Here is a 24,021-nt window from a genome sequence, read left to right on the forward strand (position 1 = left end):
TTTGTCAAACCGGAACGCCCGGTTCGATTTCATCCACCACGCCCAGTACCATCCAACGCGCCGGGCTTTTATCGTCGCCCATGGCTTTGCGGGCTGCCGAACCGTCCGAAGAAATCACCACGCGCTGGTGCATGCCCGCGCCATGACAATCAATCGCCACCTGCGGCGCGCCTTCCGGCTCGCCCGCGTTGTTGATCGGCTGGCAAATCACGAAACGCCATCCCGTAAAACTCGGATGTTTCCGGGTCGCCGTGACATTGCCTTCAACCCGCGCCAATAACATGCTCAGTAAATTTTAAGGTTATCCACCATCACGCAACGCCGCGTGCGCGTGAACGTCCGCGGATTCGTCACACCTTCACCGGTCGGCGTGGCGATCGAATAGCTCAAATAGCCTTCCCCGCCCAGCCCCAGTCCCGCCATGCTCGCCCCGTTCTTGATGAACAACGTCGTATCGAGCGCGCGCCCCATTTCCGTCATCGCTTCGATGTCGTGCGAATGAATGATCGCGGTATGTTTGTAACCATGCTCGGCTTCGAGCGAGCTTTGCACGCCTTCCTCCAAACTTTTCACACGCACGATCGGCAGGAAAGGCATCATCTGTTCTTCAACAACGAACGGATGATTTGCGTCCGTCTCGGCGAATAATAACTGCGTTCCCGCCGGCAAATTCACCCCCGCCGCTGTGGCGAGCACACTCGGGTCTTTGCCGATAAAATCGCGATTCACCGAAGCGTGTGCGCAGCCGCCGCCTTGTCCTTCTTTAAAAGTAAACGCCGCCTTCGTTAGCGCGTCGAGCTGCGCTGAATTCAGTTTCACTGCGCCGTGCTTTTCCATTTCGCCCATCAATTTTCCGGCGATGCCGTCTAGCGCGAAAACTTCCTTCTCGCCAATGCACAATAAATTATTGTCGTACGCCGCGCCGCTGATAATGGCTTTGGCCGCGCGTTTCATGCACGCCGTGTCGTCCACGTACACCGGCGGATTTCCTGGGCCCGCGCAAATCGCGCGCTTGCCGGTTTGCATCGCCGCCTTCACCACGGCAGGTCCGCCGGTCACGAGCAGGATGCGAATTGCTTCGTGTTTGCAGATCGCCGCGAAACTTTCCATCGTCGGCTTCTCGATCAGGCACGCGATATTTTCAATGCCCGTTTCGCGATAAATCGCTTCGTTATAAGCGCGCACGGCGACCGCCGCGCAACGCACCGCCGAAGGATGCGCGTTGAACACCACCGCATTTCCCGCCGCGACGATGTTCACAATATTGCCGCTCAAGGTCGGAATGGAATGCGTGCTCGGTGTCACCGCTCCAACGACGCCAAACGGTGTATATTCTTCCAGCGTGATTCCGTGATCACCACTGCGCGCATCGGGTCGAAGCCAATCCACACCCGGCACGAGTTTGATGATTTTTAGCTTCTCGATTTTGTGGTCGAGCCGCCCGATTTTTGTTTCATCAAATTCGATGCGGCCCCATTGCTCCGCGTTTTTTTCCGCCAGCGATTTTACGATCTCCTCAATTTTCCGCCGCGCCGCCACGCCTTTCGCTTGCAACTGGCGAAACGATTCCTGTGCCGCCGCGCACGCTTCATTCGCGTCCTGAAAAACCCCGTACTTGCCGCGCAAGGCCGGCGCGCTGCTCTTCGCTTTGCCGCCGCAACCGCATTCATGCTCGGCCGCTTTCGCGGGAGCCGCAGCTTGCGCCGGCCTCGCCATCGCGCCGCCATTCAAACGCGCCAACGCTTCGGCTACCACGTCCCGCACCAACGCTTCATTTATGATTGTGCTCATGTTCGATTCCGCTTATGTGCGCGCGTTGTAAATTTGTTTTCCCAAAACATCCACGGCATCCACGATGCCGATAACCACCGCGTCCACGGGCGCTTCCTTCAACCCCGCCGCGAGCCGCGCGGAACTGCCCTGGCAAAATAAAACGAGTTCACCCAGTCCCGCGCCCACGCTGTCCACTGAGACAATCGTGTTCATACCCGGGCGAAATTTCGTCGGGTCCTTGTCATCCACGAGTTGCGGACGCAGCAGCAGCAGTTTTCTGCCGCCCATCGCCGCGTCTTTTTTCGTGGAGACCACCGTGCCTTCGACTCTTGCCAGGAACATAATTTTATTTGGCGCTCGCGAACTTCGCGAACGGTCCGTTTATTTTTTCTTGGGCAAAACCTGTTCGACTTCGCTGTGCGGGCGCGCGATGACATGCACGCTGACGAGGTCGCCCTTGATGGCCTTGACCGCCTGCGCGCCGGCATCCGTCGCCGCCTTCACCGCCGCGACGTCGCCGACGACCACTGCCGTCACGAGCGCGTTGCCGACTTGCGTCATCGGGCCGGCCAGTTCCACGTTCGCCGCCTTGAGCATCGCGTCCGTCGCTTCGACCAGCGCGACGAGTCCGCGGGTTTCGATTAATCCAATTGCTTGTTGTGCCATAATCTTAATTCACTGTTGATGGTTGAGGTTTAAATTCACTTTCAAATTGTTTCGGCGCTCGCGCATTTTCTTTTTCGAGCAACCGCTTCACTTCACGCGCCACAACTAATTCTTCATTCGCCGGAATCACCAAAATCTTCACGCGCGAATTCGCCGAACTGATAACCTTTTCCTGCGCGCGCGTCTGACTATTCAAAGCCGCGTCCAATTCGATGCCCAACTGGTCCAGGTTCGCGCAAACTGCCGAGCGCACGAGCGCATCGTTCTCACCAATGCCCGCCGTGAACACCAGCGCATCTGCGCCATTTAATTGCGCCAGGCTCGCGCCGATCCAATGCCGCGCGCTCGCCACAAAAACATCCAGCGCAAGTTTCGCCTTCGCATTCCCTTGCGCCGCCGCCGCGCCGACGTCGCGAATGTCATTTGACACTTCGCTCAAGCCTTTCAATCCCGATTCCTTGCACAGTTGCCGCTCGGCTTCTTCGAGCGAAATATTCAACGCCTGCATCGCGAACGGAACTGCGAGGCTGTCCAAATCTCCGACGCGATTATTCTGTGGCAAACCGGATTGCGGACTGAGCCCCATGCTCGTCTCCATCGAGACGCCATTCAAAATCGCGCAAACACTCGAACTGCCGCCGAGGTGGCATGAGATCACGCGCAAATTAGGACCGGAAATTTTGGTCGCACCATCGTCGAGATAAAGATTTTGTGCGCGCCGGGCGATATCTTCGCGGCCGAGCAGTTGCGCGCTGCGTTCGGCAATAAATTTATGGCTCGCGCCGTGAAATCCCTGACGCCGCACGCCCGCGCGATGCCACGCTTCCGGAACCGCATAACGCTGCACCGCCTCGGGCGAGTATTGATGAAACGCCGTCTCAAACAAACCGATCAGCGGCACGCCGGGCAATCGCTTTGCAAACAATCGGATGCCGGTGATGTAAGGCGGATTGTGCGCCGGTGCGATGCCGTTATAACCCGCCATCGCTTCCAAAACTCTTTCGTCGAGTGGCACGCAACCTGTCACGCCCTTGGCCGCGACCGTCTTGAAACCAATTCCCGCCAGGTCGCGTTCGCTGGTGATCATGCCCGCGTCGCGCAAAGCGGCGAGACATTCCTCAATCGCCTTCACATAATCCGTCACGCGCTCGAAACCGCCCTTGTGAAGCATCTGCTCGCGACCATTCGACAAATCGAACAGCCGCCATTTCAGCGAGGTCGTTCCAAGATTGGCGACGAGAACCTTCACAATTTTTTACTGTAGCGGCGATCTATGACCGTCGAATTGTTTGCGCGCAAATTATTGCAGCCACTTGCCCAATGCGCTCAATCCGTCGTGCGGACGAGGAATCACCTGCACGCTCACGACCTGGCCGACTTGCGCCGCTGCCGCCGCGCCGGCATCCGTCGCCGCTTTTACGCTCGCCACATCGCCGCGAAAAAACACTGTGACATAGCCGCTGCCGACTTTTTCCCAGCCCGTGAAGGTGACATTCGCCGCCTTGAGCGCAGCATCAGCCGCTTCAAACGAGGCGCAGAGCCCCTTAGTCTCGATCATCCCGATTGCTTGTTGTGCCATATAGATTTTGGAGTTGAGTTGAAATTATTTTTTCGCCGCAGCCGCTTCACCGAGAAAGCCCTTGAGCAAATCTTCGTGCGGGCGCGCGATGACGTGCGACGCCACAAGTTCGCCAGTCTTGGTCGCGGCCTTCGAACCGGCGTCCACGGCCGCCTTCACGCTCGCCACGTCGCCGCGGCAGATGACGGTGATTAAGCCGCCGCCGATGGGGACGGTTCGGGAAATAGTGATGTTCGCGGCCTTGGCCATCGCGTCGGTCGCTTCGACGCTGGCGGTAAAGCCCTTGGTTTCGATCATGCCGATTGCTTCGCTCATAATTATTTTGGTTTTGTTTTAGATTTAAGAGTTAAATTATTTCGTTAATTCGCAGGGAGTATTTGGCTGAAGATCACAGGCATTGCCTTCGTCCGTGTCAATGTGGACCTCGAGCTTGAAACTCTTGTCCACCCGCACGAGCAATTCATCCAGGCTGATCGCGCACGGCCCGCCGATCTTCAGCCGCATCCGGTCGCCATTTTTCACGCGATAAAATTCCGCGTTCGCCGGGCTCATGTGAACGTGCCGCGCCGCGCGGATCACGCCTTCCTTCATTTCAAAAAATCCTTCTGGCCCCATCAGCATGCAACCTGGCGTGCCCGCGATGTTTCCCGACGGCCGCAAGGGAATATCGAACCCGAGCGCAATGGCGTCGGTATAGGCGAGTTCGATCTGATTAAAATTGCGGCACGGACCGAGAATGCGAAGATTGGAAATGACCCGGCTGCGCGGCCCGATGAGCGTCAGCGTTTCTTTCGCCGCGAATTGCCCCTCCTGATAAAGCCATTTGTGTGGCTGCAACTGATGGCCTTTGCCAAACAATACCTCGACCGCTTCCTGCGTCAGGTGGCAATGTCGCGCACTGATATTTACCACGAGCGGATCGGTGCCGGTAGCCTGACGGGGCAAAGTTTTACCCAACCGGTCGTAAACCAGTTGCCGAACCATGTGTTCGACCACCGCGCGATGGACATTGCGTGTATCCAAACTCATAACGTATTCTGAACTATATCTACCAAGATTAACCAAGTCGTCAATAAAAATCTTGCAATATCTATCAATATCTTCCATAATGATTGAAATGAAGGCCGAAGAGCGCCAAAAACGAATTGAAGAATATCTTCAAAAGGCTGAATTCGCGTCTCTCGAAGAGCTTGCCAGGCACGTAGATACATCCATTTCAACCGTTCGCCGTGATGTCACAGCTTTGGAAACCGCTGGAAATGTGCGCCGAACCCATGGCGGAGCGCGATTAATCAATCCGCAATCGAATGAATTCGTCTTTTCCCTGCGCGACACGCTGCAACTCCCGGAAAAAGAGGCGATTGGCCTTGCTTGTGCGAACCTCATTCCGCCCGGGCAGAGCGTGATTATTGATTCCGGCACCACGGTCTTTCACGCCGCGCAACATCTCGAAGACCATGCGCTCCACGTCATCACCAATTCCCTTCCCGTCGCGAATCTTTTCGCCTCGTCACAACACATCGAAGTCATGGTCAGCGGTGGGGTGATTTATCCGCGCCTTGGCGTCTTGGTGGGACCGCTCGCGGTGGATGCCTTCACGAAAATCAATGCCGATGTCGCCATCATGAGCGGCGGCGGCATCACGCTCGATGGCATCACTAATTCTCACGCGCTGCTCATTGATATTCAGCAGGCGATGATTCGGGCGGCGAGCAAGGTGATTTTTTGCCTCGACCACACGAAATTCGGACGCCGCTCGGTGGCGCATCTTTGCGATCTCTCAATCATTGATTGTGTTGTCACCGATGCTGGTGCGCCGCCCGACCTCGTCCAGGCGTTGCGAAATCGCGGACTCGAAGTAATCGTAGCTCCCCAAGCCATCAGCCCCATTTCCATGCCGGATGTTCCCTCCCCTGCTCCAATTCCCAAACGCGCGTCGCCTTTAAAAAAGCTCACGCCGATTAATGCTCCGCGCCCTGCTCCAGCGACTGAAAAAAATATTTCTGACCCAGCTCCTGAATCCAGCGACAGCCGCATGGGGTGGGATTGACAGAGTTTCGTTAAATTTTGCGAACGGAATTTTTCGCTTCACGCGCGATCCAGCAACTCCTCGAGATTACGCATGACCACCGCCACCGAGAGATGTTCCAACCCTTGCGAGTCCCGCAAAATGGTCATTTCCTGCGCGCGCGGACGCCATATTTCTTCAACCGTATCGCCCCACAAAATCAACGACGGCAATCTCACCGCCGCTGCGAGATGAGAAATTCCCGAATCATGCCCGACAAATCCCACGCACGCCGCGAGCCATTTTGCCAGTTCGGACAAAGGGGCGTTGCGCATGAGTTTGATGCGAGTCGGCGGAAGGACGGCGGCCAATTCCTCCAACCGGCCACGCTCCGCTTCTCCACCGACAAGTAATAAATGCAGCGTGGTGGTCTTGATCAATTCGCGCAACAACTCCAGCCATTTCGCGGTAGGCCAATTCTTTTTTTCGCTGCCGCTACCAGGATGCACCGCAAGCCAGCGTCCGCTGCCCGCCGTGGTCTCGAATGCTTTTTCCACTTCGAGGCGCGGGGTGGCGTCGGCCTGAAAAATGGCAAGTTGTTCAAGCGGCTTGAGAAAAACTTCCGTCGCGTGAACCGGAACATTTTCATCGGGACGATGCGGCGCGGTGATGAATTGCGCCTGGCTGCAGCGGCGGACGTTGGTTTTGAAAATTTGATCAGGGTCGTAGAGATACGAGATGATCAGATCGAATTCCGAAAAATAATCCGCCAAGTCTTGCGAAAGATCGCCATTGCGCGCAAAAAAACCGGCGAGCGCGCGAGCCTCAATGGATTGTACGCGGCGGGCCAAACCGCCCGCGAGGGCAAGTTGGGCAATGTGCGGGTAGCCAAGGACTTCGAGTTCAGTGTGGGGAAATTGCTGGCGCAAGGCAGCCATCGCCGGGAGCGTCAGGATGAAATCCCCGATGGCGCCGCCGCGGATGACAAGTATCTTTGCCTGCAATTTGGTCACGAGGAAATATACACAGGAAGTGGCATCGGGCCAGCGCGGGCACGAGAAAAATTCCGGCGGCCTGGACCGGCCACGTCACGAGTTCCGATAAACTGTCACGCCAAGCACGGCGACGAACAAACCGAACGCCAGCCGCGCCGCGCTTAACATCCGCGTGCGCTGGTCATTCGCCGTGGACCAATTCAGCGCATCGCGCAGATGCCACGGATAAAGCGTGAACCAGAAGCCCGCGATCACCAGAGCGTATGCCCACGTGATGACGACCAGCCGCCATTCGGTGTCCACCCAGCGCGCGGTGTCCACCATTAATTTCGCCAGCAACAATAGAACGACCGCCAGACCGCGCACCGCCAAAAAGTCCTGCACGAAGAAACACGAAGCGATTCCCACACCGGCGAAGCCCACCAGCAGAATTGGTTTATACACCGCAAAATCAGAAATGGATTCCTGGTTGAGATACCACACGAACCAGCCTGTGCCCAGCAACATCAGCGCAATTCCCCACGGCAGCGACCGCGGAAATCTCCGCACGCTCACCGCGAACGCCGCCGGTTTCAGCACGCCATAAATTTGCGGCACGGCAAGACCCAGTCCCAGCAACACCGCCAACGTCGAAAGCTTCAATTCCATAATCTAATCCTTAATTTCCAGACCAGCGCCTAACGCTAAACCATCTTGCCGATACGAAAAGTTCTTTTTTGCTCACAGGTTGAGGATGGCCGGGTCGCCGTAAAGCGTGAATGAGCCGGTGCGATTTATTTTCACGTCCATCAGTTGACCGCGATGCCGCTCCGCGCCGTCGAAAACCACGATTTTGTTACAGCGCGTACGGCCCATCATCGTCGCCGGATTTTTTTTGCTGCGGCCTTCGACGAGAATTTCCGTCTGTTGCCCAACATAACTGTCATAATGCCGCGCCCCGATTTCATTGATCAGATTCAACAGGCGCGCGTTGCGTTCCTCTTTGATTTCCAGGGGCAACTGGCCGTCCATTTCCGCGGCCGGAGTGTCTTTGCGCGGCGAATATTTGAAAATGAAAGCGTTATCGAATTCGATTTGGCGCGCGAGTGAAAGCGTGGCTTCGAAATCTTCTTCGGTCTCACCAGGAAAGCCCACGATGATGTCCGTGGTGATGCCCATGCCGGGACGCACGTGGCGTAATTTTTCGATGATGCCCGCGAAGCGTTCGCTCGTGTAACCGCGGTGCATGATTTTCAACAGGCGGTCGCTCCCGCTCTGCAATGGCAAATGCGCGCTCTCGACCAGCTTGGGCAATTCTCCATAAGCCGCGACCAAATCCTCGCCGTAACCTTTCGGATGCGGTGAGGTAAATCGAATGCGTTCCAAGCCTTCAATCGCATGCACCGCCTCGAGCAACTGCACAAACGCGCTTTTGCCATTCTTCAACGGAATATCGCGCTTGCCGTAACTCGTTACGATTTGACCGAGCAGCGTAATTTCTTTTACGCCGCGCGAAACCAATTCGCGGCATTCGGCGACGATGCCTTCGATGCTGCGGCTGCGTTCTTCACCGCGCGTGTAAGGCACGATACAGAAGGTGCAATATTGATTGCAGCCTTGCATGATGCTCACGAAACCGGTCACGGATTTCGCCGAGGTATTGCCATCGAGGATATGCTCCTTGATCGCGGCCTCGCTGCCGGCTTCTTCGGCGACGTCCACAACTTTGTCACGGCGTCCGGCAAGCAGGTCGTCAATGTAATCCGCGGCGCGATGAAATTTTTGCGTGCCGATGACGAGGTCCACGTCGGGCAGTTTATCAATTAACTGCTGTCCGCGGCTCTGCGCCATGCAACCCATGAAACCAAGCACGACATTTGGCCGGTTCTTGCGCACGTCAGCGGCGAGGTTTTGCATCTTGCCGATGGCCTTTTGCTCCGCCGCATCGCGCACGCTGCAAGTGTTCAGCAGAATCACGTCCGCGCGCGCCTCCGATGGCGCGAGAGTGTAGCCCTTCGCCACGAGCTGCGCGGCGACGGCTTCCGAGTCGCGCTCGTTCATCTGGCATCCGTAGGTCTTGATAAAAACACTGGGCATAATGCTCACCGATAAATCTCACGACGATGGCCCAACGCCAATAAATAAATTTCCCGTTTCGCGGTATCGAATTTGTAAATGACTCGATAATCTCCCACCCGCAGTCTATAGCGGTCGCTTCCCGTCATCCGATAATGAGAAAAGTTTTCGAGACGCGCGCCCATTTCATCAATTCGATTTTCAATGCGGCGCTGGATTTCCAAGGGAGTTTGTAAAACGTGGAATCGAATCCAGAAAAATAGACTTGAAGCGCCCGGCTCACGACTGGCGAAGCCGGGGGCGTTTACCCTCGGTCATTTCACGTTCGGAGGTTTCGATCTGCCCCTTGAATTCTTCTTTCAACTCGAGTTGATCTTCCATGAAATTCTCCAGCCAATCATGGATTTCGCGCATCTCCAACTTGGATAATTGTTGGATGGCGCGCTCGATTTCCTGTACTGTGCTCACGGCTTGACGTTAGAACAAAGATGCCCCGAAATCAAGTTTCTTGTACAAAAGCATTAGATTTTTCGCTGGTTTTCGGCCATTTTTGACATTGGCGGGTTATTCGTACCGTAATGATTCGATCGGATCCAGATTCGCCGCTTTGTAAGCCGGATAGGTTCCAAAAATAATTCCTACCAGCGAGCAAATAAAGAGTCCCAGGAAAACCCAGTCAAAAGGAATCACCGGCGGCATGTGCATCAGGTGTGCGCCGATGTCTCCGCCGGCCACGCCGAGGATCACGCCGATGATGCCGCCGACTTCGCACAACACCACCGCTTCCAAAATAAATTGCGTCATGATGTTACGCTTCTTCGCGCCGATGGCGCGGCGGATGCCGATCTCGCGCGTGCGTTCGGTTACCGACACGAGCATGATGTTCATGATGCCGATTCCCGCCGCGATCAGGGCGATGGAACTGATCGCCGCCACCCCCATGCGCACGGCGAAGGTGAACGCATTGATGGATGCCATCACCGAGTCCGGTGAATTGATTTCAAAATCATCTTCATCGCCCGGCTGCACTTTCCGGATTGTGCGCAACGCCGAACGCACCTGATCCTGGGTGTCTTCAAAAGTCGAGTGGTCGGTCGCCTGGACGAGGATGCTGATGCTCTGCCAGCGGCTGCCGTAGCGATTCAACGCCGTCGTGATCGGTACGATGACGAAATTATCCTGGTTGCCGCCCTGCATCGCGCCGCGTTCTTCGAGCATGCCGACAACGCGATATTTGATGCTGTCAATTTTGATTTCCTCATCCACGGGCGAACCGAAAGGAAATAAATCTTTCGCCATTTTGCTGCCGAGCACGCACACGTTTCGCGCGTCGTCCACGTCCGAATCGCGCAAGATGCGGCCGTCGTCAATCGTCCAGTTCTGCGTGGCAAAACTTCCCGGCGTTTCGCCCAGCATGGAAAAATTCGGCGCGGCCTTGCCATGCACCGAAGTGATTTCGTCAGGCTCAAAGCCCGCTTCCAGTCCGATGTAACGCGCCAGCGTGGCGCGTTTTTGGAGTTCGCGGCCCTGCTGCAAGGTGATGTCTTTTCGCCGGCGATACTTCGCGGAATCTTTCACCGTGAAGCCCGGCCATTTTTGCACGACGAAGGTTTCGCCGCCAAGCTGATGCAGGTTGGTCTCAATGAAATGCTGCATCGCGCGCATGGTGGTCATCACGACGATGATCGAGAACACGCCCACCAGAACTCCAAGCAACGTCAACGCTGAGCGAAGCTTGTGCACCGCCAGCGAATTCGCCGCCATGAAAAAACTTTCTTTCAACTCGGCTTGGAAAACACCGAACGATTTCTTCCGCGAACTCATGGGCGAATTTTCGTTACTCATTGCGCAATGCCTCCACCGGGTCCATCCGTGCCGCGCGCCAGGCCGGCAAAAATCCCGAAACCACTCCAGTCAACAATGAAACCAAAATCGCCAGTCCCATTATCGGCAGCGACATGTTCATTTCAATTAGCAGTTGCGAAATCGCCAACGTCGCTCCGTACGTGAGCACCAGTCCCACGAGTCCGCCGAGCAAACAGATCGTCGCCGCCTCGATCAAAAATTGCAGCAGTATCGTCCGGCGCTTCGCGCCGATGGCTTTGCGCACGCCGATCTCGCGGGTGCGTTCCGCCACCGAGACGAACATGATATTCATGATGCCAATCCCGCCGACAAACAGCGACAAACCCGTGATGACCAATCCCACCGCCGCGATCGTGCCCGCCACACTATTGAACAGGCTCACGAATTGTTCCTGGCGATTGATGGTGAAATCATCGGGCTCGCCCGGCGCGATGTGCCGTACCTTGCGCATGATGCCGCGCAACTCTTCCTCCTCATTGTCCATTTCCGCCACGTTGTTCACCTTCGCCTGGATCGAGAAATCCGGGTCGCGCCAGTAACCAATCATGAGTTGCTGAACGGGAATGATGACTTCGTTATCCAGGCTCTCGAGACCGAGAAAGGTCCCCTGCTTTTCCAACACGCCGATGACTTCCAGCTTGCGCGCGCCTATTCGCAACGTCTTGCCCAACGGCGATTCCGTCGCAAAAAAATTCGTCGCCACGTCGAGCCCGATAATACAGACCGGCCGTCCGCCTTGCGCCTCGGCTGGAGAAATAAATCGTCCCTCGCCAATGGAAAAACTGCTGATCGCCAGAAACTGGTCAGTCGTGCCGATGACATGCACTCCAGACGCAGTCTTGTCCTTGTAACGAACCGTCTGGGTGATGTCCACGCGCGGCGCCACTCCGCGTACACCGGTCATTTGGGTTTCCACCGCCCGCGCCTGCTCGCGAGTGATGGACGGGCGCCGCAACATCTTCTGCCAATCCACTTCTGAATTCATGATCCAGCCGATGCGATTCACGAACAGTGTGTCCACGCCGATGACGGCGATATTTTTATGGAACGCCTTGTTCATGCTGTCAATCGCCGTGCCCATCAACGTCACCGTGACGATGCCGATGATGATGCCGAGCGTCGTCAGCAGCGAACGCATTTTGTTTGCGCGAATCGCATCCCACGCGATGGCCAGTCCCTCCTTCAATTCAGTGAAGAAGTTCATCGGTTCGGTTCGTCGCTGGCGATCAAGCCATCGCGGATGCGGATGATGCGGCGCGCGTGGCGGGCGACGTCTTCCTCATGCGTGACCACGAAAATCGTGTTGCCTTTGTCCGAGAGCGCCTGCAACAGCGTCATGATTTCGTCACCGGTTTTGGAATCGAGATTGCCGGTGGGTTCGTCGGCGAGAATGATTGAAGGATTATTCACCAGCGCCCGGGCGATGGCGACACGTTGACGCTGGCCGCCGGACATTTCGTTCGGCTTATGATGCACGCGATCGGCAAGGCCCACGCTGGCGAGACAATCCAACGCCGCCTGCCGGCGTTCGCCCGAATCCATTCCCGAATAGATCAACGGCAACTCGACATTGCGCAAGGCGTTCGAGCGCGGCAACAAATTGAACGTCTGAAAAACAAAACCGATTTCGCGATTGCGGATTTCGGCGAGTTCATTTTCGTCCATCTCGCTCACGTTCGTGCCGTTCAATTCGTAAAGGCCCGAGGTCGGCGTATCGAGACAGCCGAGCAGATTCATCAAGGTGGATTTTCCCGAACCGGACGGCCCCATGATCGCCACATATTCGCCGCGCTGGATTTCAAGCGACACATCGCGCAAGGCATGGATGGTCTCCGCGCCCATCTGATAGCGGCGGGTGATATTTTGCAGCCGGATCAGGCTCATGGCTAACTTCCGCCAGTCTTGGCGGTTTCAGTTTTTGGCGCGACGATCACTTTTTTGCCGTCCTCCAAATCGCGATTGATCGCGCGGTAGCTGCCGGTCACGACTTCCTGGCCTTCGGTCAAACCCTGTGTGATCTCGACATAATTCTCATCACTGATGCCGCGCTTCACCGGAGTGGCTTTAACCCGGTCGCCATTCACGACGAACACCACCTCCACTGCCTTCGCGGGTTCGTCGAATTTCTTTTTGACTTCATTCGTGCTCGCGAGCGAAACTAAATTGGTATCGCCCGCCTTGGGCACGCGCGTGGTGACGCATTGAATGGGAATCGTGAGAACATTCGTGCGTGAGCGTGTTTCGATTTCCGCGGTAACGGACATGCCGGGTAAAAATAATTCCTTCGCCTTGACGCGAATTTTCACTTGGAACTTCGTGGCTTCCTGACTGCTGGTCGAGCTGGCCGCCGTCGTGCTGGTGTCATTGTTTTTGGCGGAGTTGGCGATGTCCGTGACGATGCCTTCAAATTTGCGGTCCTTGAACGCGTCCACTTCCAGCCGCGCTTTCTGGCCGACGGCGATCAGCACCACGTCGTCCTCGCCGATGTCCACGCGCGCCTCAATTTCGCTCAAGTCCGAGACAGTCATGATTTCGGTGCCGGCCATCATGGCCGTGCCGACGACGCGTTCGCCCACTTGCGAGCCGAGCTTGGTGACCCGTCCCGCGAGCGGCGAAAATATTTTCGTCTTCGACAAATCGGACTCGGCAGATTGAAGTGAAGCCGCCGCCATGCCGACTTGTTCGACGGCGCCGTCCAAGGTCGCCTTCGCCACATCGTAGGCCGTTTTGGCGGTCAGATAATCGGAATCGGAAATCAACTTCGTTTTGTAAAGTTCCTGGTTGCGCTGATATTCCAGCAGCGCTTTTTCCAAACTCGCCGCTGCATTGTTGGAATTGGCGAGTGAATATTTATAATTCGCCAGCGATGAATTGCGAGTAGCCACATAATTATCCGGCCGGATGCTCACCAGCAAATCGCCTTTCTTGACATCCTCGCCCTCTTTGTAGGGCAACTCCAAAATCTCACCGCTGACTTCGGGGCTGATCTTGACCTGGGTCACCGGCTGGATTTTTCCGTTGGCCACGACCAATTCCGTTATATTCCGGCGCGTGACTTTTTCCTTTTGTATGCCGATGACGACTTCTTTTTTCTTCACAATGGCAACTGCGGTGACCGCCGCGAGCACCAGCACTATTACTGAAAAAACGATTATTTTTCTGCCCTTCCGAGATTTGACTTTCGCCATTATTATTGTCCTCCTCCAAAAATTACTGCGGGCCCTACGCGGATCACCGCCCAGATGCCAAAACCCCAAATTGCCGATACGACAAAACTTCTTCCGGTGAATCGCGATAGCGCAATGGATAATACCGTCAGCGACCAAATCGAACCGATGTCCAAGGTCGAAAGCACACGATCAAGCCGGCTGGCGCTGTCGAAATGGCCGACTAACAATATGGGGCTGGCGGTCATGCCAATGTTCCCATAGATGACTGCCAGTAACATGGCGAGCAATCCGCAGGGGATCGTCACAGTACTGGCCAGGCCAACTGCCTCCACGGCTTTCATATAAGGAAAATTCCCACCTAACGCATATTTTCCGACGAGCCAAACCACCAGCGCCATCACAAACAAAACTATCGGCAGCATAATCGCGCTGCCAAGGATGCCGAAGATTTTGAGCACCTGTTCGCTCATAAATTTCTCGACCATCTCCAGTTGTTGGTCCGCCTGCTGGCGCGTCAATTTGCCGCTGTCCACCATTTGCTGAAATTTCTTTTCCACCGGCATGCGCATTGCCTGAAGGATTGTCGGCTGCGAAAAGACCACCATCGTATAGATGAACGCGACGACAATGGACAGCGAGAGCGGCACGATCCAGTTCGCCATCGCCGGCGGACTTACTTTGACACTGTCAAAAACCTCGCCCGGCGCGACAAATATATTCGCCAACCGCGCGGCCAGCGACATCGGGGGCGCGTCGTTCAGTTCGGGACTTTCGGATAATTCTTCAGGTGTCGTCACAATAGTATCATGTTGTTGTTGCGTTCTGTCCTTCCTCCATTAACCGACTACAAGGTGCAACTTGGCGAAATACGGCGGGAAAGTCAAGGCATGTTCCTGCCGCAGATTCCATTGACATGGCTGCGGAAAGGCCGTTGAATTCATTAGAGCCAAATTATTTCAATGGAAGATTTCGTAAATCCTGTTGGCCTGCTCAACAGCATGAATGGCGCGCTCGTCCTCGGAATCGCCGGGGGGATCGGCGCGGTGTTTGTGCTGGTGGTCGTCATTGACGCCATCTTGCGCAAGCGTGCGGACCGGAAGAAACCGGGCCGCGGCACACATCACCGGTCAGCGGAACGGGGCTTTTTCAAAAGTATTTCACTTTTCTCCCAGCAGTTCAAAAAGGAAATGGGCCGCCGCCGCCGCCATCGTGAACGCGCTCGCGACCGGGAGCGTTGACCGCCTCAATCCGCAAAAAAAAAAAGAAGCCGCCACCTTGCGATGACGGCTTCAAAGTATTGGGTGTGTCGCTTAATTATAAACGTGCAAGTCTGGAACGACCTGGCACGTCGGGGGCGCTCCCAGCGTATTAATGCTGTAACTCGTGGTGAACGAGGAACTGGTATCTGCCGGGCAGAACGGCAATCCGCCGTTGGAACCACGACCCATATACATTTGGATGGCGCTGGAGGCTGGAGTGCTGGTGGTGTCCGTATGATTGTCGAGACCCCAATTTTGTTTCGCGCCATCAATCTGGCGGAGGTTATAGATGCAAGCGTTTTGCTGCGAGTTTGTGCGGGCATGCACGAAGTTGGGAATCGCAATCGCGGCGAGCAGACCGATGATGGCCACTACGATCATGATTTCAATCAGCGTGAAGCCCATTTTTTTGGACTTATTTTTCATAACTGCTTGTACTTTCACTAGCGGCCTGAACACGACAATCGGCAGTTATTAGTATTATTATGATTACGAGCGATTGTTCAAAATTTGCCGAATGTCAACCGCGCCTGCATATAAGCATGCGAAATGCCGTCCGTACTTCTTCTGATGCCTACAATCTTGCTAACTGCAAATCTTTGGTTTCGCTATATTTTGCCGGTAAGCTGCCAAATGTGGCCGTCCCGTGTGTCTCGAAATCACCGGCGGTGTCTTCTTGTGAGACAGTTTTTGATTGACCGCCGTTGATACTTTTGTCCCATTACTTCGTCAGTTCTTGACCCGAATCGCTCCCTCGAACATCTTTGCATCACTATTATATATGCCGCTTGGCGAAAATATCCTGTCCACGCTCCGCCAAATTGTCGGACGCGAAAACGTCCTGACCGAACGCGAAGACCTCATTCCTTATTCCTTTGACGGGACCGCCGCGCTCCAGCAGATGCCCGGTTGCGTGGTGTTCGCTTTGTCCACGGCGCACGTCGTGGCGGTAGTGAAGCTCGCCAATGAAGCTAAGTTGTCCGTCGTCACCCGCGGATCAGGCACGGGCTTGAGCGGCGGGAGTTTGCCGAACCGCGATTGCATCGTCCTTTGTACCGTGCGCATGGATAAAATCCTCGAGCTTGATCGCGCGAATCTCACGTTGCTGACCGAGCCGGGTGTGACAACCTTGCGCATCGCCGATGCCGCGACAGACGCAAATTTATTTTACCCACCCGACCCGGGCTCGATGAAAATTTCCACCATCGGCGGGAACGTCGCGGAAAATTCCGGCGGTTTGCGCGGCTTGAAATATGGTGTGACGCGCAATTACGTCATGGGCATGGAAGTGGTTTTGCCGAACGGCGAAGTCATGTGGCTGGGAAATAAATGCGTGAAGGATGTGGCGGGTTATTCGCTCAAGGATTTGTTCATCGGCTCGGAAGGCACGCTCGGCGTGATCACAAAAGTTTTGTTGCGGCTCATTCCCAAACCGACGGCGAAGAAAACGATGGTCGCCACCTTCTCGCAAATGGATCACGCGGCCGAGGCTGTCTCTGCGATCATCGCGGCGCAGATCATTCCGTGCACGCTTGAATTTCTCGACCGCATGACGATTCATTGCGTCGAGGATTATGCGAAGATTGGCTTGCCGCTCGATTGCGAGGCATTACTGCTCATGGAAACCGACGGTCACCCGGCGGTCGTCGCCGATGAAGCCACGCGCATGGAAAAATGCTGCCGGGATTGCGGCTGTCTCGAAGTTCGCGTTGCCCAGGACGAAACCGAAGCCAACAAACTCGCCAGCGCGCGCCGTTCCGCTTTTTCCGCGCTCGCCCGCGTCGCGCCCACTACCATCCTCGAAGATGCCACCGTGCCCCGCAGTGAACTGGCGCGCATGATCCGTTTCGTCGCCGCCATCGCGAAAAAATACGACCTCAAGATCGGCACGTTCGGGCACATGGGCGACGGCAATTTGCACCCCACATTTTTAACCGACGAACGCAATCACGCCGAAATGCATCGCATCGAAGAAGCCTTCAAGGAAATTTTCGCCGAAGCCATTCGCCTCGGCGGCACGATCACCGGCGAACACGGCATTGGTCTTGCGAAAAAATCTTTTCTTCCCGGTTTCCTGGGCGATGCGCAGATGCGGGTCCTTCGCGAACTTCGCCGCGCGCTCGATCCCAACGGCATTCTCAACCCCGGCAAAATGTTCGATTAATCGCCGTTCTATTTCATGCCCACCACTTCGCCATCGCCCCGGCCACCCGGCGCGCACTCGCATTTGAAAGACCTCGATTACTCGGTCGTTCAACAATGTATGCACTGCGGCTTGTGCCTGCCCACCTGCCCCACCTACGATGCCACCAAGATCGAGCGCAATAGCCCGCGCGGACGCATCGCGCTCATGCGCGCCATCGCCGATGACCGCCTTGAACCCACCGCCGCCTTCGCCGACGAAATGTATTTCTGTCTCGGCTGCCTCGCGTGCATGACCGCCTGCCCTGCCGGGGTGAATTACGCCGAGCTTTTCGAGCACGCCCGCGCCGAGGCCGAGCAAAGCGGCGTGCTGAACGCGCCCCGGCGCACCGCGATTCGCAAGTTCACTTTGGAATGGCTTTTCATGGACCAGCGCCGCTTGCAATGGGTCGGCGCGGCAATGCGCCTGTATCAACAACTCGGTTTGCAAACGCTTGTTCGCAAAAGCGGCGTGCTGCATCTATTTCCCAAACGCCTGCGCGAACTCGAAGTGATGACGCCCGCGATCCAGTCGAAATTTTCCGACGAATTGATCAGTCCCGTCACGCCGCCCGTTGGCCCCAAAAAATATCGCGTCGCGATGCTTACCGGCTGCGCGCAGGATCTGATTTTTAGCGACGTGAACCGCGACACCGTCGAAGTCCTCGCTCGCAACGGCTGTGAAGTCGTCACGCCGCCCGAACAACTTTGCTGCGGCTCGCTGCACGCGCACAATGGCGAATGGGAACTCGCCCAACAACTCGCGCGCAAACAGATTAATCAATTTCCGCCGGAAAAATTCGACGCCATCATCACCAATGCCGCCGGTTGCGGATCGCACCTCAAGCATTACGCCAAATTGCTCGCGGGCGATCCCGCCTATGAAAAGCGCGCGCATTTGTGGGATGACAAATTGAAGGACATCCACGAATGGCTCGCGCATATCGGCATCGCGCCGGTCGCGAACAATGCCGCGCCGCCGCAAGTCGTCACGTACCACGAGGCCTGCCATCTTTGCCACGGCCAAAAAATCACCGCGCAACCGCGCCAGGTTTTGCGCGCGATTCCCAATCTCAAACTCGTTGAGTTGCCAGAAAGCACCTGGTGTTGCGGCAGCGCGGGCATTTACAATTTGATCCAGCCGGAGATGGCGAATGACCTGCTCGACCGCAAGATGAAACACATCCGTTCGACGCGCGTGAAGATTGTCGCCACCGCCAATCCCGGCTGCCTCCTGCAAATCATCAATGGCGCCAAACGCGAAAATCTTCCGCTGCGCGTCGCTCATCCAATCACGCTGCTCGCCGAGGCCTATCGCCAGTCGCCATCGTAACATCAATTATATTTCTGCCGCATGAGTTCATCCAACTACCGTGTGCGCCGCGCCACTGTGGATGACCTTCCCCATTTACTCGCGCTCTGGTCGGCGATGAATTTTCCCACCGCCGATCTCGAACGCCATCTCACCGAATTCCAGTTGGTCGAGTCGGACGACGGCGGCATCGCCGGCGCGCTCGGCATCGAAATTGTCAACCGCTACGGACGCCTTCACAGCGAAGCCTTCCACGATTTTTCCCACGCTAATATTTTTCGCGACCTGCTTTGGGAACGCATGCAATCCGTGGCCGCCAATCATGGGCTCGTGCGCCTGTGGACCAGCGAGACCGCGCCCTTCTGGAAAACCAATGGCTTCCAGCCCGCGCCGTCTGAAGTGCTCAAGAAACTGCCGCAGCATTGGGCCTTGCAAACCTCCGATTGGCTCACGCTCCCCTTGCGCGATGAGGACGCGTTGCAAGCCTCGCTCGCCACCGATTTTTCCGCGCTCAACCAGGAGGAACGCCAGCGCACCGAACAGCTCTTGCAGCGCGCGCGAACCGCAAAATGGGTGGGCATCGCCATCGCCGTCCTCGTCGCGATCGCGGGAATTTTTATCTCCGTTTATCTGATCATGCGCAACTCGAACGCCCTGCGGCGCTGGTGACGCAAAGTGGTTTCGGCTTACTCGCCCTCTCGCGTGACCGTCAGCAGAATGCGCTGCTCGCGTTGCTCCAGCAATTCGCCCAGGCTGTTGAACGTGAGCACGTAGAGCAACATTGCGATACCCAGCAAACCCGCTGAGACGATTCCATCCACCAGCGGCCCCGGCCACCAGCCCATTTTTGAAGACAAAAATCCGAGCAGCGGCGCCAGGAAAATCGGCAGCATCACCAGCGGATACAACATCTGGGTCAGCATCATCAACAGCACCACCTTGATCGGCGGCTTGGTTGGTTTCAGCGAACCGGCGGTGATGCGGTACGGCACGCAAATTGAAATCCAGTTGCCCGCTATGCACATTAAAATGAAAACCGCGCCCAATTTCAGCACGCTCGCCGCCACCGCCATCCCCCCCAAATGAACCATTACCGTAAACACCACCAGCATGCCGCCGCCCAGGCCGAAGACAATCGGCATCATTGAAATATTTTTCGCGAGCAAAACATTTTTTCGCGCCGCCGGTGACAAAACCAGCGAACGAAATCCGTCCCGGTCATAACCAAAGACATTGAACATGAGCGGCAGCATACCGAAAAACGTAAATCCCACCGCGCCGGTCGCATAAAACAGTCGCGCGGTTTCACTCGCCGTCTGTGAAAATCTGAACAGCATCATCGGCACAAAAACCAGCAGCAAAACAAAATTGCTGAAAAGCGTGATTCGCACTTCCGGCGCGCGCGTGAGCGATCGGAAAAATGCCAGCGCCATCCCGGCCGATTCTTCGGCAACGAACGGCAAATCGCGCTCCAGGAAATTGCCGCGCGTGATACCCGTCTTTTTCTCCAGCGGCTTCGCTTGCACGGTACCGCTCGTGTCCTGACCGCGATAAAAGCGAACCGTCGAACGATACGCCCGCGCCAGCCCCGCGATGCCCAAAAGAAAGCCCGCCGCCGTTCCCAGCATCGCGGGCAGGACATCTCCCGTAGCCAGGCCCATCGCGCCGCGTGGCAGCCAGAACACCGGCACATAATCCTGAGCGGCGGTCAATCCCTCCGGCACCGCCTGTTCCCATTTCGCCGCTCCATTTGCCTGCGCGGGAGCATCGTGTATTTTCTGCTCCATTTGCTTCATGTGTTTTGGCAGAAAGAAATGGATGTAGAGATTCGGCAGTTGACCGGCGAGCACGATGGCAAGCGTGAGCATGCCCATCACCGTGCGGCGTCGGCGCGGGTTGACCATCAGGCTTATCAACCAGCCGCGCAGGCAATACGTCCAGGCCGATACCAGAAAAATGAAACTGAACATCAGCGGAAAAAGCAGGAGCATTATCATTCCCTTGGCCCACACCAACCCCGCGCACAGCCCTATCAGCATCGGCAGGAAAAAAATGATGCCCAGCGTGAAATGCGACGCCACGAAATTCATCACAAAAATTCCCGCCAAGGAAACCGGCAAATGCAGCATGCGCGCCAGGTCAATGCTCTCCGAGCGTTGCAACTCGACCAGCACTCCCAGCATCCAGAAAAAGAGAAACACGCAAACGATACTGTCCCACGCCAGCATCGTAGCCGTCGGCGACAATTCGGGCAGACCAGTCATTCCCCCAATGAATCCACCGATCCCTGCGCCGATGATCAGGCACACCATGAAGACCACCCCGATGATGGCGAGCACGGCGTTGAATTTTCCGGCGCGGGCGAATTGATTTCGCGTCAACCGCCAGCGCAGCCAGAGGATCGTGCTGAGTTGGTTCCAGTTCATGAAATCATAGCCAGCTTAATTTTTGGCTCTCGTGCTGATCGCCGCCCACCGCCTTGATGAACATTTCCTCCAGCGACCCTCCCTCGCGCGCGCGTTCCATCGTTCCCTGATAAACCAGTTTGCCCTTCGCGATGATGCCCACGTCCGTGCAAAGTTTCTCCACAATCTCCAGCACGTGCGACGTGAGAAAAACCGTCGCGCCGCGCTCAACGCATTGTTTCAACACGTCGCGCAACACCCGCGAAGCCACTGCGTCCACGCCCTCAAACGGTTCGTCGAGAAACAGCAGTTCGGGATGGGGAATCAGCGCGGCCGCCAGCGCGAGTTTTTTCTTCATGCCGTGGGAATATTCCATCGTGAGCTTCTTCTCTTCGTTTTCCAGGCTCATGATGCGCAGCAATTCTTCCGAACGCTCGCGCACGATCACCTTGGGCAAAAGATACATGCGGCCGACGAAAGTAAGATATTCGCGCGCCGTCAGGTTTTCGAACAACGCCAGATTTTCCGGCACCACGCCGATGCGGCGCTTGATTTCCCGCGCCTTTTTAACATCACGCGCATCGCCTCCGAGAATCGTCATCGCGCCGTCCGTAGGCGCGAGCAAGCCCGTCAGCATTTTGATGGTCGTGGATTTGCCCGCGCCGTTGGGGCCGAGAAAGCCGTAGAATTTTCCCCGCTCAACTTGGAGGTCAAGTCCGTCCACCGCGCAAACTGATCCAAACCTCCGTGTCAGCCCTTTCGTCTCAATGGCCAGGTTCATGTGCGCCGACCCTACCGCATGCTTCCCGCGAGTGCGAGCCGATAATTTCTTCCGGACCGTTGCGTTGCCTCGCCGATGCAGTTCCCGCGTCCTGATAAATCACCCTCGCTATTGTGCTGCCGCGTAAAATCGCTATAATCCGCCGCGCATGGTCCAATTACCAACCGCGGCTAATGATTTGATCGCGCTGCTGTCCCTGCCGGGGCTGTATTGCCTCATGCTATTATTTGGCCGCTGGCTCAAACGCAGCCACGGCGTCCGGCTGAATTGGTCCTATCATCTTTTTTCCTTCTGCATCGCGATCTATTTTCTCGCGGACCTCTTCGATTGGAAGCTGACCTACACCTGGCATGGGCAGGAGTATGAATACCACCGCGAATTGTTTGCGCTGGTCTGCATTCTCGGCGCTATTTTTATCATTTCACTCATTGATCGTTACATCTGGGATTTGTATTTCCGGCAAAAGCACCGCGTAAAAATTCCCAAGTTCGTCAGCGAGGTCGTCACGCTCTGCATCATCCTTATCAGCCTCGTCGTGATCATTCGGTTCGGCTACAACAAGCATATCGAGGGCCTCGTCATCGCGCCCAGCGTGCTTGCCGTCGTCGCCGGTCTCGCGATGCAAAACCTCCTCGGCAATATCATCGCCGGCCTCGCGCTGCAATTCGGGAAGAATTTCAAGGACGGCGACTGGCTCTTCGTGGACAACAAATACGCGCAGGTGATTGACATCAACTGGCGTTCCACCCGTCTGCGCACGGTGGACGATGTCTCCGTGGACATTCCGAACCTCGACATGTCCAAGTCGGTCATCGTCAATTTGAATCTGCCGCATCGTTTACACGCGATGCGCCTGTCAGTGTCCGTGGATTATGCCGCGCCGCCCACGCGCGTGAAAGATGTCCTGCTGCACGCCACATCGAACGCCAAGGGCGTTTCACCCGAGCATCGGCCCAGTGTTTTTCTCAAGAACTTCGCCGACTACGCCGTCGAATACGAAGTCAAGTTCTGGATGGATAACCACGACCACTACGATGATACCTGCGATGCCATCCGCACAAATATTTGGTACAGCTTCCAGCGCCACGGCATTCGCATTCCCTTTCCCATCCGCACCGTCCAGGTCGAGCGACCCGCGCGCAAAAAAGAAGAGGAAATCCAGACGACCGCGCGCATCATCCTGCGGCAGCATCCCCTGTTCAAGACGCTCACCGACGAGCAACTCGACGGCCTGCTGCCGCGCGGAAAATTGGTGCACTTCGGCCGCGGCGAAAAATTGATCGAGCAAGGCGACGAAGGCGAATCCATGTTCATCCTCGTCTCCGGCGAGGCGAACGTCGTCGTCCAAACCAATAACACTCCCGTGCATGTGGCGAGTTTGCGCAGCGGGGATTGCTTCGGAGAAATGTCCCTGCTGACCGGCGAACGGCGCAGCGCGACCATCCTGGCGCATACCGATTGTGAAGTCGTCGAGATCGGCAAGCCGGTTCTCGCGCGCAACCTCAAGGAAAATCCCGAACTGCTCGAGAAGCTGGGCGACTTGCTCGCCACCCGGCAAATGCACACCGAAGGCATCGTCGCCGCCAACACCCCCGAAGAAGTCACCGCCACCCAAATCATTTACACGAATACCTTCATGGATAAATTGAAGGTGTTCTTCGAACTCTAAAGCGTTCGCTAAACCCAGCGCAGGGCAGAGCTGCTGGTCAGGGCGCATCTCAGTTTCTTGCAACCCGGAGGGTTGCCGGGCATTAGCCGGGGATAGCATCCCCGGAAGGACATCCAAACAAAATAATCCGCCCCGTCAGGGACGGCGGATCTCACCACAAATATGACTTAAATGCGTTGAGGCCATGATTTTCCCGCGCCCTTTCAGGGCGCTGATATAGTTTAAACGATTTACCGGGGATGTGATCCTAGCTAATGTCGCCGCCCCAGAAATTCATATTTCATCCATGTCCGCGCACCGCT

The 24,021-nt window shown here is 56.1% G+C and carries 27 protein-coding genes; 6 read left to right on the forward strand and 21 right to left on the reverse strand.

The features are described 5' to 3' along the window. Positions 1–4: 4 nt before the first annotated feature. Genes VH413_02525 through VH413_02560 form a run of 8 tightly spaced genes read right to left on the reverse strand, consistent with a single transcriptional unit; the run spans position 5 to position 5,047 of the window. Positions 5–283 carry a EutN/CcmL family microcompartment protein gene (locus tag VH413_02525; protein ID HEX3797551.1) on the reverse strand — a complete coding sequence of 93 codons (279 nt, stop codon included), beginning with the start codon at positions 281–283 and terminating at the stop codon, positions 5–7. Positions 284–285: 2 nt separating this feature from the next. Further along, complete coding sequence (locus VH413_02530) at positions 286–1,791, reverse strand: aldehyde dehydrogenase family protein (protein HEX3797552.1); 1,506 nt, start codon at positions 1,789–1,791, stop codon at positions 286–288. 12 nt (positions 1,792–1,803) lie between these two features. Further along, positions 1,804–2,115, reverse strand: coding sequence for a EutN/CcmL family microcompartment protein (locus tag VH413_02535; GenBank protein ID HEX3797553.1), 312 nt, complete (start codon positions 2,113–2,115; stop codon positions 1,804–1,806). A 39-nt stretch (positions 2,116–2,154) separates the two neighbouring features. Next, entirely contained in the window at positions 2,155–2,439 is a 285-nt protein-coding gene (locus VH413_02540) for a BMC domain-containing protein (protein ID HEX3797554.1), read from the reverse strand. A 4-nt stretch (positions 2,440–2,443) separates the two neighbouring features. Continuing rightward, positions 2,444–3,688 carry an acetate kinase gene (locus tag VH413_02545; protein ID HEX3797555.1) on the reverse strand — a complete coding sequence of 415 codons (1,245 nt, stop codon included), beginning with the start codon at positions 3,686–3,688 and terminating at the stop codon, positions 2,444–2,446. A 51-nt stretch (positions 3,689–3,739) separates the two neighbouring features. Beyond that, the gene (locus tag VH413_02550) at positions 3,740–4,018 is read right to left on the reverse strand and encodes a BMC domain-containing protein (GenBank protein ID HEX3797556.1); all 279 of its coding nucleotides are present in this window, start codon (positions 4,016–4,018) and stop codon (positions 3,740–3,742) included. A gap of 24 nt (positions 4,019–4,042) precedes the next feature. Then, on the reverse strand, positions 4,043–4,333 hold the full coding sequence (locus VH413_02555) for a BMC domain-containing protein (protein ID HEX3797557.1): 291 nt from the start codon (positions 4,331–4,333) through the stop codon (positions 4,043–4,045). Positions 4,334–4,369: 36 nt separating this feature from the next. Then, positions 4,370–5,047: a phosphate propanoyltransferase gene (locus tag VH413_02560; protein ID HEX3797558.1), complete on the reverse strand. Its 678-nt coding sequence runs from the start codon at positions 5,045–5,047 to the stop codon at positions 4,370–4,372. Between the two features lie 88 nt (positions 5,048–5,135). On the opposite strand from VH413_02560, the gene VH413_02565 reads away from it, so the two are divergent. Next, positions 5,136–6,068 carry a DeoR/GlpR family DNA-binding transcription regulator gene (locus tag VH413_02565; GenBank protein ID HEX3797559.1) on the forward strand — a complete coding sequence of 311 codons (933 nt, stop codon included), beginning with the start codon at positions 5,136–5,138 and terminating at the stop codon, positions 6,066–6,068. 38 nt (positions 6,069–6,106) lie between these two features. On the opposite strand, the gene VH413_02570 is transcribed toward VH413_02565, so the two are convergent. The 10 genes from VH413_02570 to VH413_02615 form a co-directional block, all read right to left on the reverse strand. Beyond that, entirely contained in the window at positions 6,107–7,039 is a 933-nt protein-coding gene (locus VH413_02570; GenBank protein ID HEX3797560.1) for a glycosyltransferase family 9 protein, read from the reverse strand. Between the two features lie 75 nt (positions 7,040–7,114). Then, the gene (locus tag VH413_02575) at positions 7,115–7,669 is read right to left on the reverse strand and encodes a hypothetical protein (protein HEX3797561.1); all 555 of its coding nucleotides are present in this window, start codon (positions 7,667–7,669) and stop codon (positions 7,115–7,117) included. A gap of 72 nt (positions 7,670–7,741) precedes the next feature. Continuing rightward, entirely contained in the window at positions 7,742–9,097 is a 1,356-nt protein-coding gene (miaB, locus tag VH413_02580) for a tRNA (N6-isopentenyl adenosine(37)-C2)-methylthiotransferase MiaB (GenBank protein HEX3797562.1), read from the reverse strand. Between the two features lie 5 nt (positions 9,098–9,102). Then, complete coding sequence (locus VH413_02585; GenBank protein HEX3797563.1) at positions 9,103–9,300, reverse strand: type II toxin-antitoxin system RelE/ParE family toxin; 198 nt, start codon at positions 9,298–9,300, stop codon at positions 9,103–9,105. Between the two features lie 55 nt (positions 9,301–9,355). Further along, positions 9,356–9,544: a hypothetical protein gene (locus tag VH413_02590; protein HEX3797564.1), complete on the reverse strand. Its 189-nt coding sequence runs from the start codon at positions 9,542–9,544 to the stop codon at positions 9,356–9,358. A gap of 96 nt (positions 9,545–9,640) precedes the next feature. Beyond that, complete coding sequence (locus VH413_02595; GenBank protein ID HEX3797565.1) at positions 9,641–10,900, reverse strand: ABC transporter permease; 1,260 nt, start codon at positions 10,898–10,900, stop codon at positions 9,641–9,643. Positions 10,901–10,913: 13 nt separating this feature from the next. Next, entirely contained in the window at positions 10,914–12,146 is a 1,233-nt protein-coding gene (locus VH413_02600; protein HEX3797566.1) for an ABC transporter permease, read from the reverse strand. Next, a complete protein-coding gene (locus VH413_02605; protein ID HEX3797567.1) occupies positions 12,143–12,826 on the reverse strand; it encodes an ABC transporter ATP-binding protein in 684 nt (227 codons plus the stop codon). Before VH413_02605 ends, VH413_02600 begins: the two co-directional genes overlap by 4 nt. A 2-nt stretch (positions 12,827–12,828) precedes the next feature. Then, positions 12,829–14,130: an efflux RND transporter periplasmic adaptor subunit gene (locus VH413_02610; protein HEX3797568.1), complete on the reverse strand. Its 1,302-nt coding sequence runs from the start codon at positions 14,128–14,130 to the stop codon at positions 12,829–12,831. Positions 14,131–14,132: 2 nt separating this feature from the next. Next, positions 14,133–14,909 (reverse strand): YIP1 family protein, encoded by a 777-nt coding sequence (locus VH413_02615; GenBank protein ID HEX3797569.1) that lies wholly within the window; start codon positions 14,907–14,909, stop codon positions 14,133–14,135. A 162-nt stretch (positions 14,910–15,071) separates the two neighbouring features. On the opposite strand from VH413_02615, the gene VH413_02620 reads away from it, so the two are divergent. After that, on the forward strand, positions 15,072–15,350 hold the full coding sequence (locus VH413_02620; protein ID HEX3797570.1) for a hypothetical protein: 279 nt from the start codon (positions 15,072–15,074) through the stop codon (positions 15,348–15,350). 72 nt (positions 15,351–15,422) lie between these two features. Here VH413_02620 and VH413_02625 read toward each other — a convergent pair whose 3' ends face one another. Then, entirely contained in the window at positions 15,423–15,797 is a 375-nt protein-coding gene (locus VH413_02625; GenBank protein HEX3797571.1) for a prepilin-type N-terminal cleavage/methylation domain-containing protein, read from the reverse strand. Positions 15,798–16,152: 355 nt separating this feature from the next. On the opposite strand from VH413_02625, the gene VH413_02630 reads away from it, so the two are divergent. From VH413_02630 to VH413_02640, 3 genes are read left to right on the forward strand one after another with little or no spacing between them, the layout of a single operon-like run. After that, entirely contained in the window at positions 16,153–17,535 is a 1,383-nt protein-coding gene (locus VH413_02630) for an FAD-linked oxidase C-terminal domain-containing protein (GenBank protein ID HEX3797572.1), read from the forward strand. A 15-nt stretch (positions 17,536–17,550) separates the two neighbouring features. Beyond that, positions 17,551–18,885 carry a (Fe-S)-binding protein gene (locus tag VH413_02635; protein HEX3797573.1) on the forward strand — a complete coding sequence of 445 codons (1,335 nt, stop codon included), beginning with the start codon at positions 17,551–17,553 and terminating at the stop codon, positions 18,883–18,885. 21 nt (positions 18,886–18,906) lie between these two features. Next, positions 18,907–19,533, forward strand: a complete 627-nt coding sequence (locus VH413_02640; GenBank protein ID HEX3797574.1) for a hypothetical protein — start codon at positions 18,907–18,909, stop codon at positions 19,531–19,533. A 17-nt stretch (positions 19,534–19,550) separates the two neighbouring features. Here the strand turns inward: VH413_02640 and VH413_02645 are convergent, their stop codons facing one another. Both VH413_02645 and VH413_02650 read right to left on the reverse strand, forming a co-directional pair. Then, positions 19,551–21,290, reverse strand: coding sequence for a hypothetical protein (locus VH413_02645; protein ID HEX3797575.1), 1,740 nt, complete (start codon positions 21,288–21,290; stop codon positions 19,551–19,553). A 4-nt stretch (positions 21,291–21,294) separates the two neighbouring features. Then, entirely contained in the window at positions 21,295–22,050 is a 756-nt protein-coding gene (locus VH413_02650) for an ABC transporter ATP-binding protein (protein HEX3797576.1), read from the reverse strand. A gap of 148 nt (positions 22,051–22,198) precedes the next feature. Between VH413_02650 and VH413_02655 the strand changes: the two genes are divergently transcribed. Continuing rightward, positions 22,199–23,719: a mechanosensitive ion channel family protein gene (locus tag VH413_02655; GenBank protein HEX3797577.1), complete on the forward strand. Its 1,521-nt coding sequence runs from the start codon at positions 22,199–22,201 to the stop codon at positions 23,717–23,719. Positions 23,720–24,021 lie beyond the last annotated feature (302 nt).

Source organism: Verrucomicrobiia bacterium, from assembly GCA_036268055.1.
Lineage (GTDB): Bacteria > Verrucomicrobiota > Verrucomicrobiia > Limisphaerales > Pedosphaeraceae > DATAUW01.

Bases quoted from the DNA above. Each gene is read 5' to 3' on its own strand.
- VH413_02525 (HEX3797551.1), bottom strand. From the start codon at position 283: ATGTTATTGGCGCGGGTTGAAGGCAATGTCACGGCGACCCGGAAACAT.
- VH413_02530 (HEX3797552.1), bottom strand. From the start codon at position 1,791: ATGAGCACAATCATAAATGAAGCGTTGGTGCGGGACGTGGTAGCCGAA.
- VH413_02535 (HEX3797553.1), bottom strand. From the start codon at position 2,115: ATGTTCCTGGCAAGAGTCGAAGGCACGGTGGTCTCCACGAAAAAAGAC.
- VH413_02540 (HEX3797554.1), bottom strand. From the start codon at position 2,439: ATGGCACAACAAGCAATTGGATTAATCGAAACCCGCGGACTCGTCGCG.
- VH413_02550 (HEX3797556.1), bottom strand. From the start codon at position 4,018: ATGGCACAACAAGCAATCGGGATGATCGAGACTAAGGGGCTCTGCGCC.
- VH413_02555 (HEX3797557.1), bottom strand. From the start codon at position 4,333: ATGAGCGAAGCAATCGGCATGATCGAAACCAAGGGCTTTACCGCCAGC.
- VH413_02560 (HEX3797558.1), bottom strand. From the start codon at position 5,047: ATGAGTTTGGATACACGCAATGTCCATCGCGCGGTGGTCGAACACATG.
- VH413_02565 (HEX3797559.1), top strand. From the start codon at position 5,136: ATGAAGGCCGAAGAGCGCCAAAAACGAATTGAAGAATATCTTCAAAAG.
- VH413_02575 (HEX3797561.1), bottom strand. From the start codon at position 7,669: ATGGAATTGAAGCTTTCGACGTTGGCGGTGTTGCTGGGACTGGGTCTT.
- miaB (HEX3797562.1), bottom strand. From the start codon at position 9,097: ATGCCCAGTGTTTTTATCAAGACCTACGGATGCCAGATGAACGAGCGC.
- VH413_02595 (HEX3797565.1), bottom strand. From the start codon at position 10,900: ATGAGTTCGCGGAAGAAATCGTTCGGTGTTTTCCAAGCCGAGTTGAAA.
- VH413_02600 (HEX3797566.1), bottom strand. From the start codon at position 12,146: ATGAACTTCTTCACTGAATTGAAGGAGGGACTGGCCATCGCGTGGGAT.
- VH413_02605 (HEX3797567.1), bottom strand. From the start codon at position 12,826: ATGAGCCTGATCCGGCTGCAAAATATCACCCGCCGCTATCAGATGGGC.
- VH413_02610 (HEX3797568.1), bottom strand. From the start codon at position 14,130: ATGGCGAAAGTCAAATCTCGGAAGGGCAGAAAAATAATCGTTTTTTCA.
- VH413_02620 (HEX3797570.1), top strand. From the start codon at position 15,072: ATGGAAGATTTCGTAAATCCTGTTGGCCTGCTCAACAGCATGAATGGC.
- VH413_02625 (HEX3797571.1), bottom strand. From the start codon at position 15,797: ATGAAAAATAAGTCCAAAAAAATGGGCTTCACGCTGATTGAAATCATG.
- VH413_02630 (HEX3797572.1), top strand. From the start codon at position 16,153: ATGCCGCTTGGCGAAAATATCCTGTCCACGCTCCGCCAAATTGTCGGA.
- VH413_02635 (HEX3797573.1), top strand. From the start codon at position 17,551: ATGCCCACCACTTCGCCATCGCCCCGGCCACCCGGCGCGCACTCGCAT.
- VH413_02640 (HEX3797574.1), top strand. From the start codon at position 18,907: ATGAGTTCATCCAACTACCGTGTGCGCCGCGCCACTGTGGATGACCTT.
- VH413_02645 (HEX3797575.1), bottom strand. From the start codon at position 21,290: ATGAACTGGAACCAACTCAGCACGATCCTCTGGCTGCGCTGGCGGTTG.
- VH413_02650 (HEX3797576.1), bottom strand. From the start codon at position 22,050: ATGAACCTGGCCATTGAGACGAAAGGGCTGACACGGAGGTTTGGATCA.
- VH413_02655 (HEX3797577.1), top strand. From the start codon at position 22,199: ATGGTCCAATTACCAACCGCGGCTAATGATTTGATCGCGCTGCTGTCC.